Source organism: Bacillus sp. JZ109 (assembly GCF_053903135.1).
The window spans coordinates 3,197,017-3,216,469 of sequence record NZ_CP096388.1 but is presented as its reverse complement, the minus strand read 5'-3'; the positions used below and the strand labels follow the sequence as shown (position 1 = coordinate 3,216,469).

Genomic DNA, 19,453 nt, shown 5'->3' with positions numbered 1-19,453 from the left:
GCGAGGTGAGACGACATGAGTTTTTTGAAAGAGCTTTTCAGCAGATACACCCTTCATGAAGGACAAAGTAAATCAGCGGAGCTGGCGTATTTTTTTCTATTGTCACTGTTTCCGTTTTTGATTTTTATGCTGACGCTCACCGCGTATCTTCCGCTTTCTACCGATGATGTTTTAGGAGTCATAGAACAATATGCTCCCGCCAGTGCGATGTCTCTCGTTGAATCCATTACCCATCAAACCTTAAATAATCGAAATGGCGGTTTGCTCTCATTCGGGATTATCGCCGCATTATGGTCTGCGTCTAATGGAATGAACGCGATCGTCCGGTCGCTGAACCACGCGTATGATGTGGAAGAAAACCGCTCTTTTATCATTGTTCGTTTAACCTCGATTTTTTTGACGATTGCCATGGTATTTACGATTTTAGTGGCTTTGCTTCTGCCGGTATTTGGCCGGGAGATTGGAAGGCTCGCTTCTGACTTTGTCGGCGCGTCGGATCTGTTTTTATCCGTCTGGGCCGCCATTCGCTGGGGTGTCAGCCCGCTTGTGCTTTTGATTGTTTTTTCCGCGCTGTATGTGATTGCGCCGAACAAAAAGCTGTCTCTCCGGTTTGTCATGCCGGGTGCGGTCTTTGCGACCATCGGCTGGATCGTTGTCAGCACATTGTTTTCATTTTACGTCAGCACGTTTGCGAACTATAGCGCCACTTACGGGAGCATCGGGGGAATCATCGTTCTGATGATTTGGTTTTACTTGAGCGGCATTTTAATTATCCTAGGCGGAGAAATCAACGCTCTTTTACATAAACGTAAAAAGCTTCCTGATGAAAATCCCTACCATTAGCGCACCCTATAAACGAACTTCGGTTCAAAAAGAAGTCGGGGGGATATCGTGATGACCAAGCATACGAAAAAAGGCGGAAGCCATAACAAACAAAATTCGAAAAGCAAATCGAGCCATAAAACAAGCGGAAGCGCCAACGGACAAAACGGCTACCATTAGCATAAAAGCCTCCTGACATGATGTCGGGAGGCTTTTTGATTAAGAAGATGAAGAATAGGTTTCAGCCGGTGACCAGCTTTTCGGTTTGCCCAGCACAAGGGCCAGCCACACAGCGCTAAGCGTGAGAGTAATGAAGTAGAACAAGTTTGCGCTTTCAAATGTCTGCATATACCAGCCGCCGGCAACCGGGCCGAGGATGCTGCCGAGACTGAAGGTAATGCCGCAAAGCAGGTTTCCCGCCGGCAGGAGGTGGGGCGGAAGAAGATCTGTCATATAGCTGATGCCAAGTGTAAAGGTTGATCCTACTGCCATTCCTGCAATAAAAAAGCAGCCGCCGATCACGTAAGGCGAAGGAAATACACCGGCTATGAAAAAGCAAAGAGCCCCAGTCAGTAAAATCACCAGCAGCACATTCCGCCTGCCGTATTTATCGCTGAGGATGCCGAGCGGAAACTGAAAAATAATGCTTCCAATCGCAAATGCGGGAAGGATGATCGCTACTGCGTCTACTGATATCCCCAAACGGAGCGCGTACACCGGAAAGCTTCCGTTCAGCGCCGTTTCCAGAAAGCCATAGCCAAATGTAGGCATAAAGGCAACCCACCCAAACAGCATGGCCTGATAAAATCGCCTGAAACTATTGTCTGATTTGGTTTCATGAGGACTGGTTTCCGGGTATGCATTTTGTAGAAAGAAAACAAAAAGCCACGCAAACAGACTGATGCAGCCGGACACGATAAAAGGAAGCGACGGACTCAGCTTGACAAGCGGCACCATGAACGGGCCTGCGGCAAAGCCAAGGCCAAAGGAAAGCCCGTAAATAGACAGGTTTCTTCCGCGATTTTGTTTTGATGACATGGAGGTCACCCACGTTTGCGTAGAAAAGTGAAGCATGTGGTCGCCGATTCCAATGAACAGGCGAAGCAGGAACCAGACCCAAACTGACTGAAGCCAAATAAATCCGAATAAGCTTAAAATGACAATGCTTCCGCCCATGACGATCAGCGGCTTGAACCCGAGCTTTCTGAGCGGCGCTTCCATAAACGGCGAAGCCAAAAGCACACCGATATACAGCCCGGTCGCGTGCAGGCCGTTGATAGCAGCGGATTCTCCATTTGTTTCAAAAATGATTGAAATGACAGGCAGCAGCATGCCTTGTGAAAACCCGGAAATGGATACGAGCAAGACAAGGATAAAGAAATGAAATCGTGACATCGTGTCAGTTCTCCTTATGTGGAATCTATGTTGATCGTACAATGTTTTCCAAAAGCAGGCAACCTGAAAAAAGCCTATATCACGCTATACATTTGCCCTCGTGTAATCATGAAGGTTTTTGTGAAGAATAAAAATAAAACAAGTCATAAAAAAGGAGCTATTTCACCATGAATCGTATCTTTTTTATTTTAGTGGCGGCCGGTGTTCCGCTTTCTGTGATTGGCAGTTTGATGCATTGGCCTTCCGCGGTTCTATTTGCCGTTTATTGTGTGACGATTATCGCGCTTGCAAGCTATATGGGGAGGGCGACAGAATCACTGTCCATCATTGCAGGACCGCGTATCGGCGGTTTGTTGAATGCAACCTTCGGGAATGCGGTGGAGCTGATTATTTCCCTTTTTGCATTAAAAGAAGGCCTGACAGGAATCGTGCTTGCCTCTTTAACCGGTTCAGTGCTGGGGAACCTGTTGCTGGTAGCGGGCCTATCGTTTTTTGTCGGCGGTTTAAAATATAAGCGGCAGGAATTTAATATCCATGATGCCCGCCATAACTCCGGGCTTCTGATTTTTGCCATCATTGTCGCCTTTGTGATTCCGGAGGTATTCTCTGTTGGTATGGGAAACGCCAGCAAGCTCAATTTAAGCATCGGCATCAGCATCATTATGATTCTGTTGTATGTGGCGGCGCTGTACTTTAAACTTGTCACGCATCGGGGCGTTTATCAGCCGAATAATGCCGCTCAGACTGAAGAAGAGGAAGAGCCGGAATGGTCAGGGAAGGTTGCGACGATTGTCTTGTTTGCGGCAACGATTGTGGTTGCATACATATCCGAAAACCTGGTCCATACCTTTCACTCGGTGGCTGAACAGTTCGGGTGGAGCGAGCTGTTTATCGGGGTCATCATCGTGGCGATTGTAGGAAATGCGGCGGAGCACGCGTCAGCGATTATTATGGCCTTCAAAAATAAAATGGACATTGCGGTTGAAATTGCAGTCGGCTCTACGCTGCAGATCGCTATGTTTGTCGCACCGGTTCTCGTCATCTGTTCTATCTTTTTTCCGACAAGCATGCCGCTTGTATTTACATTGCCTGAGCTCGTCGCGATGGTATCAGCGGTTCTCTTGATGATCGCGATTTCGAATGACGGGGATTCCAACTGGTTTGAAGGGGCGACACTGCTTGCTGCATATGTCATTATGGCGATCGGCTTTTTCCTTCTTTAACCTGAAAAAATGATGGATAACAACAAAGCGGGATGAAAAGACTAAGGGAAAATGCCATAGAAAGAGTGATATGATGAAAAAGCTATTTCATTCCACACTTATCGTGTTGTTATTCTTTAGTTTTTTCGGCGTTCAGCCCATCCACGCGAAAAAGCAGTTTAAGGTTCCTAATTCTGTCGCAAGCATTTCAAAGGAAAACACGTATCCGAATGCTTCACAGGATCAGCCAATGCTTCAGCCGAGCAAGCTGGCAAAGGAATTGCTCGATCATTCTGAGGTGAAGATTGAAAATCCGCATCTCATCAAAATGCTGAATGAATCCAACATATCCGGCACACCGCTTGCAGTAGGGTACCGGGCGACAATATTTCTCGGGAAATGGGCGCTCGGCTATGAATCAAATGAAACAGTCGCAAACTGGGAATATAAAAAAATCAATACAAACCGTGCGGATAACCGCGGCGGGAAAGAAACGGCTGAAATGCATTATGCCCAGGAACAGCAGTACAGAGTGAAGGGCGGCCTGACAGCTAAAGTTCCAAATGCTGAAGATGTCAAAAGCATGATGATGCAAAAAGCAATGAAGAAAACGAACCTTCCGCTTGCATTTGAGACGGTCATTGGGGCTGGCACAAAACGGGATCAGATTTATAAAGTCGCTCCTAAAAAAATCGGTTATCTACATGCATATGCACCGGCTGTGAATGAAAAAGGAAAAGTGACTTACGGAGAAGTGTACTTAGTGCTGAAAGGAAATAAACGAAAACTCGTCGTGAAAAATGTCACGTCACAGGGCATCGGCGCGTGGATTCCGGTTCAAGACCATGTCACATTTGGCTTTCAGCTTTCCTCACTGCCAAGATAAATAAAAAACTGATTCCAACTCGGAATCAGTTTTTTTGTTTATTGGGTTCTCTCGATTCGGACCGCTTCCTCAAGCATTTGCACATTGTTTTGGTAGAGCTGGCGAACGAGAACCCGTCTGACTGCAAGGCTGGCACTGAAATAATCATCATCTTTCACCATGCCTTTAACCGTAAATTCGACGCCGCGATTGATTTTATTCAATGCGGTGATGCCGTGGATTTGAAACGGTTCTGTCGGATTGCCGAATTCATCCCGCTTCAATGAATCACGAAGCTCTTCATTCAGCATGTCACATGCCTCTTCCAACACGCTGTACACGCGGTCCGGATCTTCTTTAAAGCTGATAAGAAAGGATTCGGTAATCCGCATAAAATCAATATTATAGTTCTCTATTTGTCTGACCTCGCCGTTGCTGATGGTGAGCAGCTTCCCGCTCCATTCCCGGATTTGCAGCGAGCGGAGGCCGATTTCCTCCACTGTCCCGTTGAACAAGTTGTTGACGGTGACATAATCGCCTTTGTGCAGCTGGCGTTCATATATTAAGAACACACCAGCCAGCACATCTTTGATCAGCGATTGGGCGCCAAAACCGATCACGATACCTGCTACGCCCGCCCCGGCCAATATCTTGCCGAAATCATGCACAAATAAAGAAATAACGTAAAAGATAAAACCAATTGTCGCCGTATACTGGGTGACAGAACGGACAAGGCTTTCAATCGTTTTTTCCTTTTTTTCTTCAATAAAATCCGTCCGTTTAAAAAATAGCTGTACCAGCCGGTTGATGATAAAGACACCGATCCAAAGGATAACGGCAACGAGGAGAATATCGACGATTTTATTTTGAAAAATCTCCGTAAGTGTTTCTTTCATCCGCATCTAACTCCTGGCTTGACGTTTTGTGAAGTCTGTATCCTGATAATAACTGTTTTTGACAAGAACATTCGGTCCGAGGCACCGGACATTCGGGCAGTGGCAACTCAGTTCTTTCGCAAGCTTGGTCTCTCTCCACTTTTCATAGGCGGAAGGGAGGCTGTCCGTCTGAATGTTGCCAAGCGGCGGGGTATCACCGAAATCGGTCACGATAATGTTTCCGTCGAAAATGTTCACATTCAGGCGGGATCGGCCGTCAGGGTCATTTCGCACTGTGACGTTTTTCGCCGCGCGAAGCCGGCGAAGCAGCTTTTGATCGTCTTCGTCCGGACTGCAGGCATAAAACGGCAGCGTTCCGAACAGCATCCACGTATTTTCATCACGAATATCCAGCAAGCGGTGAATGGCCTGTCTCATCTCTTTCAGGCTGAGGGATTCAAGAGCGCTTGCGAAATCGCTTGGATACATTGGGTGGACCTCGTGACGCTGACATTTCATATCTTCTGTGATTTGGCGGTGAATATGCTCAATATGCGGAAGAGTTCGTTTGTTCAGCATCGTTTCCGCAGATACCATTACTCCGGCATCCACGAGCGTGCGGCTGTTTTCGATCATTTTTTCAAAATAGCGCGCGCGCTGTTCGAAGGTCGGTTTTCTGTCCATCATGGCAAAGCCGATTTCAGCAAAATCTTCAACTGTACCCCAGTTATGAGAAATATGTAGCACATCGAGATACGGAATGATCCATTCGTACCGCTCGATGTCGAGGGTCAGATTTGAATTAATTTGTGTCCGCACACCCCGTTCATGGGCATATTTCAATAAAGGAACAACATATTCTTTTACTGATTTCAACGAAAGCATCGGCTCTCCGCCTGTGATGCTGATGGATCTGAGGCGCGGGATTTCCTCCAGCCGTTTTAACAGAAGATCTATTGGCAGAGCATTCGGGTCTTTAGGCTGCAATGTATAGCCTACAGCACAATGCTCGCATCTCATATTGCACAGTGTCGTCGTTGTGAATTCAACGTTTGTCAGCTGCATGTCTCCGTATTGGTCAACATCCATATAGGCTTCCCAAGGGTCAAACTCGGGCGTAATCGGACGCAGCTTCGTGTTTTGTGTCATGACTATCTAACTCCTTTATAAATGGGCATACTAACGCTGCCAACAGTTAATTTTAGACCTGATTTGCCAAGATCGCAAGTAGCGCGGCGATTGAAAAACCGCAAAAAATGAGCTACCATAATAAAAAATGAATGGAGGAACAGAATGGGGAACGCCGTAAACAATAAAGATCAGCAGATTGATTATTTAAAGAACAGACTTGACATGTTTATGAACGTCATCGATTCATTAGACCCTGAAGCAACCGACGTTGAAGATATAGACAGGCTCATCAGCATGCTTGATGACCTGGAAGCCAAATACGAACGTTTTAAAAAAGATTGGGAATAAAACCGCGCGCCCGCCGCGGTTTTTTTATTGGCATAAAGCAACAGTATAAAACAAAGCCCCTATCTGTAAAATAAGAAAAAATGCAGAAGGAGCGCTGGCCATGAAGTGGATGTGTTCAATATGCTGCGCCGCCGTATTGCTTGCCGGAGGTGCAGCACAGGCGGAAGCGGTGCCGAATGAGCCGATTAATTGGGGCTTTAAACGAAGTGTCAATCATCAGCCGCCAGATGCCGGGAAGCAGCTGAACAGTTTAATTGAAAAATATGACGCGTTTTATTTAGGGAATACAAAGGAAAAAACGATTTACTTAACGTTTGATAACGGATATGAAAATGGCTATACGCCAAAAGTGCTTGATGTCTTAAAAAAACATCGCGTAACAGGAACGTTTTTTGTCACCGGGCATTTCGTAAAGGACCAGCCTCAGCTGATCAAACGAATGTCAGATGAGGGCCATATTATCGGCAACCATTCCTTTCACCATCCGGATTTAACGACAAAAACAGCTGATCAGATTCAGGATGAACTTGATTCAGTCAACGAAGAGGTTTATAAAATTACGGGAAAGCAGGACAACCTGTATTTGCGTCCGCCGCGCGGCGTGTTCAGTGAGTACGTACTGAAAGAAACGAAACGCCTCGGCTATCAAACCGTTTTCTGGTCGGTCGCTTTTGTTGATTGGAAAATCAACAACCAAAAGGGGAAGAAATATGCCTACGATCATATGATTAAGCAGGCGCACCCGGGAGCCATTTACCTGCTGCACACCGTATCAAGGGACAATGCTGAAGCACTGGATGATGCGATTACAGATCTGAAAAAACAGGGCTACACTTTTAAAAGCATTGATGATCTGATGTTTGAGAAAGAAATGAGGCTGCCGTCTTTGTAAAAGAGAAAAACCTCTCCTTAAACGGAGAGGTTTTTCTTTATTTTATACATTTAATCAGTGCGGCCCAGTCCAGATCCCCGAAGCCTTTCTCAATCCCGCTTTCAAAATGGCTCTTGGCCAGCTCGGCAAGAGGAAGATTTGCAGAAACCTGTTTTGCGGCGGCGAGTGCCAGGTTGGTATCCTTCAGCCCTAAAGACATTTTGAAGCCGGCCGGCTCAAATTTCTGCTCGGCCATAATGGTTCCGTAATTTTGATAGACTGGAGAACCAAAGAGCGCGCTGGCGATTTCTAAAAATTGTTTTTGTTCTAAGCCGTATTTCTCCATCATTAAAAAGGATTCAGATAACGCCTCCAGCATGGACACGAGCAAGAAATTAATGCTGATTTTGGCTGCATTTGCCGTCTTGCTTTCTTCGCCGACGTCAAATACCTGCTGGCTCAGGCTGTCGAGCAGAGGCTTGGCAGCTTGCTTTGCTTCCGCCGGTCCGGCTGTTATGATACGGAGCGCGGCTTTGGCTGCGGCATCCGGTCTGCCAAGAACAGGAGCGGCGAGAAAAAATTGTCCTTTCTCTGCATGAGCTGCTGCGAGCTTTTCTGAGAACTCAACACTGATTGTGCTCATCGAGATGTGAATGCCGTTCTCTGCTAATCCTTCAAGCAGCCCGTCTTCTCCGAATGTCACGGCGCTGACAGAATCATCATCTGCAAGCATAGTAATGACAATATCAGCGGACTTTGCCGCCAGCCGCGGCGTATCAGCTGCCTGTGCGCCTTTTGTGACAAATTCTTCTGTCTTTTGTTTCGTCCGGTTATAGACAGTCAATTCGTAGCCTGCTTGAAGAACATTTCGGGCAATGGGCTGTCCCATATTGCCGAGTCCGATGACAGCAATTTTCAATCTGATCACTCCCTGAATATTTTTTCCATTATAAACAATATGAACAGAATATGCATAGCGATCGGCTTACAACAAAAAAGAACAGCTGCTCGCTGTCCTCATTTAAAAATATTGAACCATCCTTTATGTACAAACCAAATCAGCATCCCGATCACAAGCGCGGCCATCAGGCCAAGTACAGCAAAATATCCGTATTTCCAATGCAGCTCCGGCATGAAGTCGAAGTTCATACCGTATACACCGGCAATAAAGGTGAGCGGGATGAAAATGGTCGACACAATCGTCAGAGTCATCATAATCGCATTCATCCGGTTTGAGTTTAGCGTCACGTAGCTGTCACGCAAGTCGGACGTCATGTCACGGTTGGATTCCACAATTTCAGACAACTTTAACAAATGATCATATATGTCGCTGAAATAGGCTTTCGTTTCCCGCTGCTCTTTCACATGGTCAAGGCTTAAAATCCGGTAGAGCAAATCACGCATCGGGATAATCGTCCGTCTCAAATGCAATAGGTCTGTTCTGAGATCAAACACCTCGTTCATCAGCGTTCCATACGTTTTGTGGGGACGGCTTTCTTCAATTTCATTCAGCCGGTCTTCGATTTTATACACGAGAGGAAAATATTCATCAACAAGCTGATCCATGATCATATAAGAAATATGCCCGGGCCCTTTTTTCAATATATCCGGTGAAGCATACAAACGCTCCCGGACTTTAGCGATACCGGGCGTTTCGTGTAAATGAAAGGTGACGACAAATTTTTCGCCTTGAAAGATATCGACTTCCTCCGTCTCAAGTGTTTCCTTATTCAGCGCATGAATCACGTAAAAACGATAGCCGTCATAATGGTCAAGCTTCGGCCGCTGCATATGCTGGAAGCAATCCTCAATGGCAAGCGGGTGAAAATGAAAAAAATCTCTCAATAACGCCGTTTCCGTATCCTCCGGGCCGTAAAAATCAACCCAGTACCATGCAATATCAGGCTGTTCCACTCGTTCGATCGGTATATTTTTCAGCAGCTGATGCTCTGTTGTGATTGCGGTAATGTTGATCATAAACAACCCTCCACCTGCCATTATATCATGCGGTCTTTATGAGAAAAGTATACGGTACTCTCTGCCTAATTCAAGCGGCATGTTATACTGAACAAAAACGGAAAAAGGGTGGATCTCATGTGGAAGGAAAAAGTATCTGTCACGCCTCCGTATCATTTTGACCGCGTGCTGGACAGGCTGTCTTTAGACCCCCTCAATGCTGTTGATCGAGAGGCGAGGGAAGTCCGTGTGCCAATCAGAAATCAAGCGGGGGATGTATGTATTGTAAAGATACAGGCGTTAGGCCATGCGGGTGAGCCTGAGTTCCTCGTCAGCGGGGAAACGGATCAGGGAGAAATGATGAAGGAAATCAAGCGGATTTTTCAATGGGAAAATCATTTGCAGCACGTTCTGGATCATTTTTCAAAAACGAGCCTGTCCGCCATTTTTGAAGAGCATGCAGGGACTCCGCTTGTTCTGGACTACAGCGTGTACAACTGCATGATGAAATGCATTATCCACCAGCAGCTCAATCTTTCCTTCGCTTACACGCTAACAGAACGGTTTGTTCATGCGTTTGGGGAGCAGAAGGATGGCGTGTGGTGCTACCCAAAGCCGGAAACGATTGCAGAACTCGATTATCAGGATCTGCGTGATCTGCAATTCAGCATGAGAAAAGCGGAATACACCATTGATACATCAAGGATGATCGCAGAAGGCACACTCAGCTTGTCAGAGCTGCCGCATATGGCGGATGAAGACATTATGAAGAAACTGATCAAAATTAGGGGTATCGGCCCGTGGACTGTGCAAAACGTCCTCATGTTCGGACTTGGCCGTCCCAATTTATTCCCGCTTGCCGATATCGGCCTCCAGAATGCCATCAAACGCCATTTTCAGCTGGACGATAAGCCGGCAAAGGATGTCATGCTGGCGATGAGCAAGGAGTGGGAGCCTTATTTAAGCTATGCGTCTTTATATTTGTGGAGGAGTATAGAATAATTCATCTGACAATGAAGGAAATCCTGCAAACGTGTTATACTAGAAAGATGTGAAAAAACCATTTCACTTTCTGCCATCTGCAGAAAGCTTTATATAGAAACGGAGAGAACAACGTGAACCAACAAAAGAAACAGGCGCCCGTCGAACTGAAGGTCGGACAAACCTTTCCGCTGACGATTAAGCGTCTCGGCATTAACGGAGAAGGTGTCGGCTATTTTAAGAAAAAAGTCGTCTTCGTACCCGGCGCGCTTCCTGGCGAAGAAGTTGTTGTGCAGGCCACAAAGGTCCAGCCGAAGTTTTCGGAGGGCCGCATTAAGAAAATCCGCAAGGCATCTGAGCACCGGGTGGCACCGCCTTGCCCTGTTTATGAACAATGCGGCGGATGTCAGCTTCAGCACCTTGCATACAGCCAGCAGCTTCGGGAAAAACGCGATATCGTCATTCAGTCTCTTGAACGCCATACGAAGTTTAAAGTTGAAAACATGGAAATCAAAGAAACGATCGGCATGGACAACCCGTGGAATTACCGCAATAAAAGCCAATTCCAGATCGGACGCTCGCAAAGCGGCAGCATCATCGCCGGCTTATACGGCCTTGATTCCCATGATATCGTGCCGATTAAAGATTGCATCGTTCAGCATCCGGCAACGAACAAAACAACAGGCATCGTCCGCCGCATTTTAGAGGACTTCAATGTGTCTGTTTATAATGAAAGAAAACGAAAAGGCGACGTTCGCACGATCGTGACGAGAGTCGGCTTTGAAACAGGCGAAGTGCAGGTCGTGCTTGTAACCGCAAAAGAAACGCTTCCGCACAAGGAAGAAATCGTCAAAGCGATTCAAAAGCGATTGCCAGAGGTCAAATCCATTATTCAGAATGTAAATGGTGCGAAAACTTCAGTGATTTTTGGTGAGAAAACAAAACAGCTCGCCGGAAAAACAGTAATTCAAGAAGTGCTAGGCGACGTATCTTTTGAATTGAGTGCCCGCGCTTTCTTCCAGCTCAACCCGGAACAGACCGTCAAGCTGTATGATGAAGTGAAAAAAGCGGCGCAGCTGACCGGAAAAGAAAAAGTCGTTGATGCGTATTGCGGCGTCGGCACTATCGGCATGTGGGTGGCGGACGGAGCGAAGGAAGTCCGCGGCATGGACGTCATCAAGGAATCAATTGACGATGCTAAGAAAAACGCCAAAAAACACGGCATGGCAAATGCCACATATGTAACAGGAACAGCCGAACACTGGCTCCCGAAATGGACGAAAGAAGGCTTCCGCCCGGACGTCGTCATTGTAGACCCGCCAAGAACGGGCTGTGACAGCACGTTCCTGGACACGATCAAAAAAGTCAAACCGAAACGCTTCGTCTACGTTTCCTGCAATCCATCCACGCTTGCGAAGGATTTGCAGACGCTGTCGAAGGACTATCGCGTGGACTATATTCAGCCTGTCGATATGTTTCCGCAGACGGCGCATGTGGAAGCAGTGGCGAGACTTGTATTGAAATCGTCTAACTAAAAAGAACATTTCCCAGTCATAAAATAGTTTTCCTAATAAGACCTGGATTTCGGTAAAATAAACAATTCCGATTTCCGGGTCTTTTTCGTGCGCAGCCCTTGTCCTAACTGTCTTTCCCCAATTTTATCTTCCTTCTTTTCTCGGAGATCTTTATTTTAACTGGCGAAAAGAATTGAAAAAACGTGTTGAAAAGCGGGTGAAAAAAGCGTTATTTAACCGGAAAAATTTCCTTCCAGTATGATTAAAATACATGAGTAAAATGATGTAAAATCATAGATATATTTTTCATAATTTGTAAAATTATATATTGACTTGCAGTTATTACGTGTGAAATATTGATTATAGGAATATAAGGAAAGGTATGGCGTATATCATTTCAAGAGTCATTCGATGTAAAAAGTTGAAACATTGTAATAAACGAAAGAGGTGAAAATGATGGCCAACCCCATTTTAAAATGAATAACGTATGAGCACTACAACAATTAAATAATAGTGCCGACGATAACAACTATTAAAGTAATACCTACAATGGTTATATCCTTGCGACAATCATGCTTCATAATAATTTAGATTGACACTTGGCTAAAAAGTATTGCAGAGAAGGAAATGGATAACTAAATGGATAAAGTATATAAAAAACGACCGTTATATAAAAGAAGTTGGTTTCAAACATTTTTGGCATTTTTAGTATCTCAGCTTTATTTTAATTTTGTAGAATTAACGGGATGGGGTCCTAAGTATAGAGAAATGAATGGATTCCCAGCAAACATAGTTGAACTAGATTTCTTTCAAACATATCTTTCATTCTATGATAATCCATGGTTTAATATTATTACTGTTTTCTTGGGAGTTTTCACTATTATACAAATAATTACAGGGATAACAAAGGATATTCGAAATTAAAGCAATAACTTCTGATGCCTTATTTAATGATGAAAGAAAATGAAGACTTTCTTAATTTTCTTATGAGTGAAGACTGCGACACTTAGTCAGCAGTCTATTTTATTGGTTCTGGATCAGGATTATCGAATTATAACCCTATACAAATATATAGTAGGTTGCCACTTGCTGCGTTGGTTATTTTCTAAATCATGAGCAAATCCCAAATGATTCAGATTGAAGTTCTTGAATTCTTTTAAATAAGGATTTATTTTCTCTTCTCATCCTCTTTACTCCATGTGATTCATAAGTGGTAGCAGCTTAAGTAGAGGTTTTTTTATTCTCTAAAGTACTCAGTTATACCACCCCCAACTCAATTTGCTTAATCAAAGTTTATCTCTTGAAATTAGTTTTTCCGCAAATATGATATTGAGATAAGGATATGGTGTAGCGTTAAATATCTTATCCTCAATAACAGGACAATTAGTTTGCGTTGGTAATATGGAGAACTCATATGATATTCTATTTAGGTTGGAATTCTTTTTATCCAAAAAGTTCAAAAGTAAGGCCACAAAGAAAGACGAAGGTCAGCGCCAGTGTTAACCACAATATAAAAAATGGTGTAGATAATCATCCCATGTGAAAATGTTCAAAATTTACTATAGATTGATAAGAAATGCTTTCGCATGCGATAAGTGTAAAAAGAAAGCATGGTCAGTTTTTAAATATTGAGATACAGGTATAGCTGTATCCTCTAATGAAAGGATTTGATTTTTGTTATGACAGAAAATTTCTGGCGTGAATTGCCACGGCCATTTTTTGTACTGGCACCAATGGAAGATGTGACAGATGTTGTTTTCCGGCATGTAGTAAGTGAAGCAGGCAGACCGGATGTGTTTTTTACAGAGTTCACAAACTCAGAGAGCTATTGCCACCCGGATGGGAAGGATAGTGTGCGTGGCCGTTTGACGTTTACAGAGGATGAACAGCCAATGGTAGCCCATATATGGGGGGATAAGCCTGAAAACTTCCGTAAAATGAGTATTGGCATGGCAGAGTTAGGATTTAAAGGCTTAGATATCAATATGGGCTGCCCTGTGCCTAATGTGGCGGGGAATGGAAAGGGAAGCGGCCTAATTTGCCGTCCTGCAGTTGCGGCAGAATTAATACAAGCTGCAAAAGCAGGGGGATTGCCTGTAAGCGTGAAGACAAGACTTGGATACACGGATGTGGATGAATGGCGCGAGTGGCTGACACACATTTTGAAACAGGATATTGCGAATCTTTCTATTCATCTGCGTACAAGGGCAGAAATGAGCAAAGTAGATGCGCATTGGGAGCTCATCCCGGAGATTAAGAAACTTCGTGATGAGGTGGCACCAGATACACTGTTGACAATCAATGGAGATATCCCTGACCGCCAAACCGGCTTGAAACTTGCTGAACAATACGGTGTTGATGGAATTATGATAGGGCGCGGTATTTTTACAAATCCATTTGCCTTTGAAAAGGAGCCAAAAGAGCATAGCAGCAAGGAATTGCTTGATCTCTTAAGGCTGCATCTGGATCTCCATGACAAATATTCAGCATTAGAAGCGCGTCCGTACAAGCCTCTTCCTCGCTTTTTCAAGATTTACCTCCGCGGGTTCCGAGGGGCAAGTGAATTAAGAAATCAATGCATGAACACAAAGTCAACAGATGAAGTGCGTGCATTGCTCGACGACTTTGAGAGAAAGTATCTTGATGGGATAGAGTAACTGCAGTGCTTGATTCAAAAAAGGCTAACACAATTCTTGACTAAAATACCTGGATTTTCGGTAAATCCGGGTCTTTTTTGTACGCAGCTTTACTCAGCCTGTCTTTTCTCTAATTTATTGTAAGAAAATAATGGTATATTTAGTGGAGATATCTTATAAAGGGGGAGAGAAAAATGAAACGGCTATGCATCATCCCCTGCGGCAAGAAAAAAATCTGGGACGTCCAGCCTGATGCCGGGCCGGTAAGAGCAGAGGACGCTTATCTCAGCCCGTTTCATCAGGCGTGCGAGCGGTATGCGAAAGCATTTTTCGATGAGTGGGTGATTTTGTCTGCGAAACACGGGTTCCTCCGCCCTAATGATCTCGTTTCGGGAAATTACGATGTCACTTTTGGCACCGGTCATCCGGAAATCATGACAGCGGACGAGCTGAGCCGCCAATTTCACGAAAAAGGCTTTTCTGATATCGAAGAGCTAGTCATGCTTGGCGGAAAAAAATATCGAAGCGTTCTAAACGCCGTCATCGGAGAACACCAGCATATCAGCTGGCCGCTATCATCTTACAAAGGCATAGGCTATATGCTCCAAGCGCTGAACCGGGCTGTTGAAGAAAAGCATGAACTGTAGCACATACATATGAAGAAAAGAGTGTGAACATGAAAAAACTTGTGTTTGGCTTGCTTGCCATTGCATTATTCGGATGCGGACTATATATCTATCATGTATGGTTCGGTGATCCATTTTCGAAAAATGCTGCAGAACAGAAGCTAGTCTCTTATGTGAAACAAACCTATCCTAAGAAAGAAATCAAGATCACGAATGGGGTATATAACGCTAAAACCTCTGAATATGTATTCGAAGCAACCTCCCAATCTCATCGCTACCCAATGTGTACGAAGGGATTTCTGCATCCTAAAGTAACGTGCGATGGAATTGAAGAAGCGTATACCGAATCAGTATCAAAACATGTAAATAAAGAAGCAACGAAGGCAATCGAAGCAGATCTGAAAAAAGCGGTTCCTCGACTTATAAAAGCTGATGCTGCTTTGAGTATTGAAAACGGACAGTTCACGTTAGATACAAAATGGAACAAACAGCTGGCTGAAAAAGCGCCTATGAGCATGACGATTCAGTTAGACGCCAGCGGGTTATCAAAAACAGATGCCGCAAAGATGGCGGAAACGGTCAGAAAAACGCTTAATGAAAAGGGATATACATACTCAAACGGCACGATAGACTGTATGCAGAAGGACGGGGACGGCGGTATTGGATATGTCAAATATTCAATTGATTTTCTTTCAAAAGCAGCTATTCAGTCAAACGATGCAGAGGAACTAGGAAGTTAAAAAGATTTCCAAGGAAATAAATACGTCGATCATTGTCAAAGGCCGGGTGATATCCGGTCTTTTTTTGCATGCTGTAAAACGAGACAAATGAATCAGTTTGAGACAAAACGAGACACACGTCTCAAACTGTCTCCAAAGTGAAGACGAGAAGACTGGTTTTACGGGCTCAAAAGACTGGCACACTTCTTGCATTTATAATGGTGAACCCTAAATAGAAGGAGGCGCACAAAATGGAATTGTTAAAACGAGAAGGCTTATCATTAACTGAGGAAAAAGCGCTGTGGATGTACCAAAAGATGCTGGAGATCAGGGGCTTTGAAGACAAAGTGCATGAACTGTTCGCCCAGGGAGTGCTTCCCGGATTCGTTCATTTATATGCCGGTGAGGAAGCTGTGGCTGTAGGGGTGTGCGCTCATTTACATGATGGCGACAGCATTACAAGCACCCACAGGGGACATGGACATTGTATCGCCAAAGGCTGTGATTTGGACGGCATGATGGCGGAAATTTTCGGAAAAGCGACCGGATTGTGCAAAGGCAAGGGCGGTTCTATGCACATTGCGGATCTTGATAAAGGCATGTTAGGCGCAAATGGAATCGTCGGGGGCGGCTTTACGCTCGCATGCGGATCAGCGCTCACGGCTAAATATAAACAGACTAAAAATGTAAGCGTTTGCTTTTTCGGGGACGGGGCAAATAACCAAGGCACCTTCCACGAAGGGCTGAATTTAGCGGCTGTATGGAACCTTCCTGTCGTGTTTGTTGCTGAAAACAACGGCTATGGCGAAGCTACCCCATTTGAGTACGCATCAGCCTGTGATTCAATCGCCGATCGGGCAGCTGCTTATAACATGCCGGGGGTTACAGTTGACGGCAAAGATATTTTAGCAGTTTACCAGGCAGCCGAGGAAGCGATAGAAAGAGCAAGAAACGGCGGCGGCCCGTCTTTGATTGAATGTATGACCTACAGAAACTACGGCCATTTCGAAGGAGATGCCCAAACCTATAAAACGAAGGATGAAAGAGTTGAGCACCTTGAAGAAAAAGATGCCATTCAAGGTTTTAAAAACTACCTTTTAAAAGAAACAGATGCTAATAAGCTGTCAGACATTGAACAGCGTGTCAGCGAATCGATTGAAAAAGCCGTCTCGTTCAGCGAAGACAGCCCATATCCAAAAGATTCGGAGCTGCTGACAGATGTGTATGTGTCATATGAAAAAGGAGGAATGTAAGAGATGGCGAGAGTCATAAGCATGTCAGACGCGATCAATGAAGCAATGAAGCTTGCGATGAGAAAAGACGAAAATGTGCTTTTGATCGGTGAGGATGTCGCCGGGGGAGCGGCGGTCGATCATTTGCAGGATGATGAAGCATGGGGCGGTGTATTAGGGGTCACAAAGGGGCTCGTACAGGAATTCGGGCGCACAAGAGTGCTGGACACTCCGATTTCTGAGGCGGGCTATATGGGTGCGGCTATGGCTGCGGCATCAACCGGTTTGAGACCGATTGCCGAGCTGATGTTTAACGATTTTATCGGCACGTGCTTTGACCAGGTGATCAACCAAGGGGCGAAATTCCGTTACATGTTCGGCGGAAAAGCGCAAGTGCCGATTACCGTCCGCACCACATACGGAGCAGGGTTCCGGGCCGCTGCCCAGCATTCACAAGCGCTGTATGGCCTTTTCACGAGCATCCCTGGACTGAAGACAGTTGTTCCATCCAATCCGTATGATGCCAAAGGTCTTCTGCTTGCAGCAATAGAAGATAATGATCCGGTGTTCTTCTTTGAAGACAAAACGTCCTACAACATGAAGGGCGAGGTGCCGGAAGATTATTATACAATTCCCCTCGGAAAAGCGGATATCAAACGCGAGGGCAATGATGTTACGCTCTTTGCAGTCGGCAAGCAGGTCAATACTGCGCTTGAAGCGGCTGCACAGCTTTCAGAGAGGGGCATCGAAGCCGAGGTCCTTGATCCGCGCAGTCTGTCCCCTCTGGATGAGGATGCGATTTTCACATCGTTAGAAAAAACAAATCGTCTGATCATCATTGATGAAGCCAATCCGCGATGCAGCATTGCCACGGATATTGCTGCGCTTGTCGCTGACAAGGGCTTTGATTTGCTTGATGCGCCGATTAAACGGATTACAGCGCCGCATACACCGGTTCCGTTTTCACCAGTGCTTGAAGATCAATATTTGCCGACACCAGATAAAATTGTCAGCGTCACGCTTGAATTGCTTGGCGAGCCGGCAATGAATTAAAGGGGGAACACAAATGGCGGTAAAAGTAGTGATGCCAAAATTGGGAATGGCCATGAAACAAGGGGAAGTATCGATATGGAATAAAAAAGTAGGCGACCCGGTTGAAAAGGGAGAAAGCATTGCCAGCATTCAATCGGAGAAAATTGAAATGGAGATCGAAGCGCCTGAAAAAGGAACGCTGATCGATATCAAAGTGAAAGAGGGAGAAGAGGTTCCGCCCGGCACAGCGATCTGCTATATCGGGGACGCCAATGAGTCGGTGCAGGAAGAGGCGAGCGCGCCTGTTGCTGAAGACAATATGCCGCAAGCCGTTCAGCCCGTCAAACAAGAAAACAAACCCGCAGCCTCCAAAAAAGATCGAATGAAAATATCTCCAGTCGCCAGGAAAATAGCAGAAAAAGCAGGATTAGACCTAAAACAACTGAAAGGAACTGGACCAGGCGGACGAATCGTGAAGGATGACGTAACAAAGGCTCTTGCTGAACAGAAAAAAGATCAGGCAAAGCCTGTGTCGGAGCAGAAAGCGCAGGAAATCCCGGTGACAGGCATGAGAAAGGTCATCGCTGCCCGAATGCAGGAAAGCCTGGCAAACAGCGCGCAGCTGACGATCACGATGAAAGCTGATATCACCAAGCTTGCCACTCTTCAAAAACAGCTTTCACCAACTGCGGAAGAGAGATACGGCACAAAACTGACGATCACTCATTTTGTCTCAAGAGCCGCCGTTCTCGCTCTGCAAGCTCACCCTGTGCTGAACAGCTTTTATCAAAATGAGCGCATCATCACACATCCCCATGTGCACCTTGGTATGGCTGTAGCCTTGGAAAATGGCTTAGTGGTGCCTGTCATCCGCCATGCTGAAAAGCTATCGCTGATAGAACTGGCTCAATCTATCTCAGAAAATGCCAAAAAAGCACGCGAGGGACGTGCGGGAAGCGAAGAACTGCAAGGATCTACTTTCTCCATTACAAACCTTGGCGCGTTTGGAGTTGAGCATTTCACACCGATACTAAATCCGCCGGAAACAGGCATTCTCGGCATCGGAGCAAGCTATGACACGCCGGTGTATCAAGGGGAGGAGATCGTCAGAAGCACGATCCTGCCACTCAGCCTGACATTTGATCACAGAGCGTGTGACGGCGCCCCTGCCGCTGCATTCCTGAAGGCGATGAAAACATATTTGGAAGAACCCGCAGCATTAATTTTATAGGAAAAGCAGGTGAAAAC

Annotated in this window: 19 protein-coding genes; 14 read left to right on the top strand and 5 right to left on the bottom strand. The window is 45.4% G+C overall.

Annotated features, from left to right (window positions below; translation table 11 throughout):
* Positions 1-15: 15 nt before the first annotated feature.
* Positions 16-843 (top strand): YihY family inner membrane protein, encoded by an 828-nt coding sequence (locus M1D94_RS17015; RefSeq protein WP_014479170.1) that lies wholly within the window; start codon positions 16-18, stop codon positions 841-843.
* 198 nt (positions 844-1,041) lie between these two features.
* Here the strand turns inward: M1D94_RS17015 and M1D94_RS17010 are convergent, their stop codons facing one another.
* Positions 1,042-2,217: an MFS transporter gene (locus tag M1D94_RS17010; RefSeq protein WP_003243008.1), complete on the bottom strand. Its 1,176-nt coding sequence runs from the start codon at positions 2,215-2,217 to the stop codon at positions 1,042-1,044.
* 167 nt (positions 2,218-2,384) lie between these two features.
* Between M1D94_RS17010 and cax the strand changes: the two genes are divergently transcribed.
* On the top strand, positions 2,385-3,440 hold the full coding sequence (gene cax / locus M1D94_RS17005) for a calcium/proton exchanger (RefSeq protein ID WP_003242902.1): 1,056 nt from the start codon (positions 2,385-2,387) through the stop codon (positions 3,438-3,440).
* Between the two features lie 70 nt (positions 3,441-3,510).
* A complete protein-coding gene (locus tag M1D94_RS17000) occupies positions 3,511-4,305 on the top strand; it encodes a YfkD famly protein (RefSeq protein ID WP_003233657.1) in 795 nt (264 codons plus the stop codon).
* 38 nt (positions 4,306-4,343) lie between these two features.
* On the opposite strand, the gene mscC is transcribed toward M1D94_RS17000, so the two are convergent.
* Positions 4,344-5,186, bottom strand: a complete 843-nt coding sequence (gene mscC, locus M1D94_RS16995; RefSeq protein ID WP_010886444.1) for a mechanosensitive ion channel protein MscC — start codon at positions 5,184-5,186, stop codon at positions 4,344-4,346.
* Complete coding sequence (gene yfkAB / locus M1D94_RS16990; RefSeq protein ID WP_003233655.1) at positions 5,187-6,308, bottom strand: radical SAM/CxCxxxxC motif protein YfkAB; 1,122 nt, start codon at positions 6,306-6,308, stop codon at positions 5,187-5,189. It lies immediately after the preceding gene.
* Positions 6,309-6,452: 144 nt separating this feature from the next.
* Between yfkAB and M1D94_RS16985 the strand changes: the two genes are divergently transcribed.
* Both M1D94_RS16985 and pdaA read left to right on the top strand, forming a co-directional pair.
* Complete coding sequence (locus M1D94_RS16985) at positions 6,453-6,638, top strand: SE1561 family protein (protein WP_003223132.1); 186 nt, start codon at positions 6,453-6,455, stop codon at positions 6,636-6,638.
* A gap of 100 nt (positions 6,639-6,738) precedes the next feature.
* A complete protein-coding gene (pdaA, locus tag M1D94_RS16980) occupies positions 6,739-7,530 on the top strand; it encodes a delta-lactam-biosynthetic de-N-acetylase (RefSeq protein WP_003244439.1) in 792 nt (263 codons plus the stop codon).
* Between the two features lie 37 nt (positions 7,531-7,567).
* Here pdaA and M1D94_RS16975 read toward each other — a convergent pair whose 3' ends face one another.
* Both M1D94_RS16975 and corA read right to left on the bottom strand, forming a co-directional pair.
* Positions 7,568-8,428 carry an NAD(P)-dependent oxidoreductase gene (locus M1D94_RS16975; protein ID WP_049140613.1) on the bottom strand — a complete coding sequence of 287 codons (861 nt, stop codon included), beginning with the start codon at positions 8,426-8,428 and terminating at the stop codon, positions 7,568-7,570.
* 98 nt (positions 8,429-8,526) lie between these two features.
* Positions 8,527-9,486, bottom strand: coding sequence for a magnesium/cobalt transporter CorA (gene corA / locus M1D94_RS16970; RefSeq protein WP_003233650.1), 960 nt, complete (start codon positions 9,484-9,486; stop codon positions 8,527-8,529).
* A gap of 117 nt (positions 9,487-9,603) precedes the next feature.
* On the opposite strand from corA, the gene M1D94_RS16965 reads away from it, so the two are divergent.
* From M1D94_RS16965 to acoC, 9 genes are all read left to right on the top strand, one after another.
* Positions 9,604-10,467, top strand: coding sequence for a DNA-3-methyladenine glycosylase family protein (locus M1D94_RS16965; RefSeq protein ID WP_038427531.1), 864 nt, complete (start codon positions 9,604-9,606; stop codon positions 10,465-10,467).
* A gap of 113 nt (positions 10,468-10,580) precedes the next feature.
* Entirely contained in the window at positions 10,581-11,981 is a 1,401-nt protein-coding gene (gene rlmD / locus M1D94_RS16960; RefSeq protein WP_003233644.1) for a 23S rRNA (uracil(1939)-C(5))-methyltransferase RlmD, read from the top strand.
* Between the two features lie 618 nt (positions 11,982-12,599).
* Positions 12,600-12,884 carry a YfzA family protein gene (locus M1D94_RS16955; protein ID WP_021481197.1) on the top strand — a complete coding sequence of 95 codons (285 nt, stop codon included), beginning with the start codon at positions 12,600-12,602 and terminating at the stop codon, positions 12,882-12,884.
* Between the two features lie 755 nt (positions 12,885-13,639).
* Entirely contained in the window at positions 13,640-14,617 is a 978-nt protein-coding gene (locus M1D94_RS16950) for a tRNA dihydrouridine synthase (RefSeq protein ID WP_032726644.1), read from the top strand.
* Positions 14,618-14,790: 173 nt separating this feature from the next.
* Complete coding sequence (locus M1D94_RS16945) at positions 14,791-15,243, top strand: DUF6884 domain-containing protein (RefSeq protein ID WP_043857915.1); 453 nt, start codon at positions 14,791-14,793, stop codon at positions 15,241-15,243.
* 29 nt (positions 15,244-15,272) lie between these two features.
* Positions 15,273-15,962 carry a YfjL-like protein gene (locus M1D94_RS16940; RefSeq protein ID WP_125121391.1) on the top strand — a complete coding sequence of 230 codons (690 nt, stop codon included), beginning with the start codon at positions 15,273-15,275 and terminating at the stop codon, positions 15,960-15,962.
* 230 nt (positions 15,963-16,192) lie between these two features.
* Positions 16,193-17,194 (top strand): acetoin:2,6-dichlorophenolindophenol oxidoreductase subunit alpha, encoded by a 1,002-nt coding sequence (acoA, locus tag M1D94_RS16935; RefSeq protein WP_015383114.1) that lies wholly within the window; start codon positions 16,193-16,195, stop codon positions 17,192-17,194.
* Between the two features lie 3 nt (positions 17,195-17,197).
* The gene (acoB, locus tag M1D94_RS16930) at positions 17,198-18,226 is read left to right on the top strand and encodes an acetoin:2,6-dichlorophenolindophenol oxidoreductase subunit beta (protein ID WP_015252545.1); all 1,029 of its coding nucleotides are present in this window, start codon (positions 17,198-17,200) and stop codon (positions 18,224-18,226) included.
* Between the two features lie 13 nt (positions 18,227-18,239).
* Complete coding sequence (gene acoC / locus M1D94_RS16925) at positions 18,240-19,436, top strand: acetoin dehydrogenase complex dihydrolipoyllysine-residue acetyltransferase (RefSeq protein ID WP_014479180.1); 1,197 nt, start codon at positions 18,240-18,242, stop codon at positions 19,434-19,436.
* The last annotated feature ends 17 nt before the right edge of the window (positions 19,437-19,453 follow it).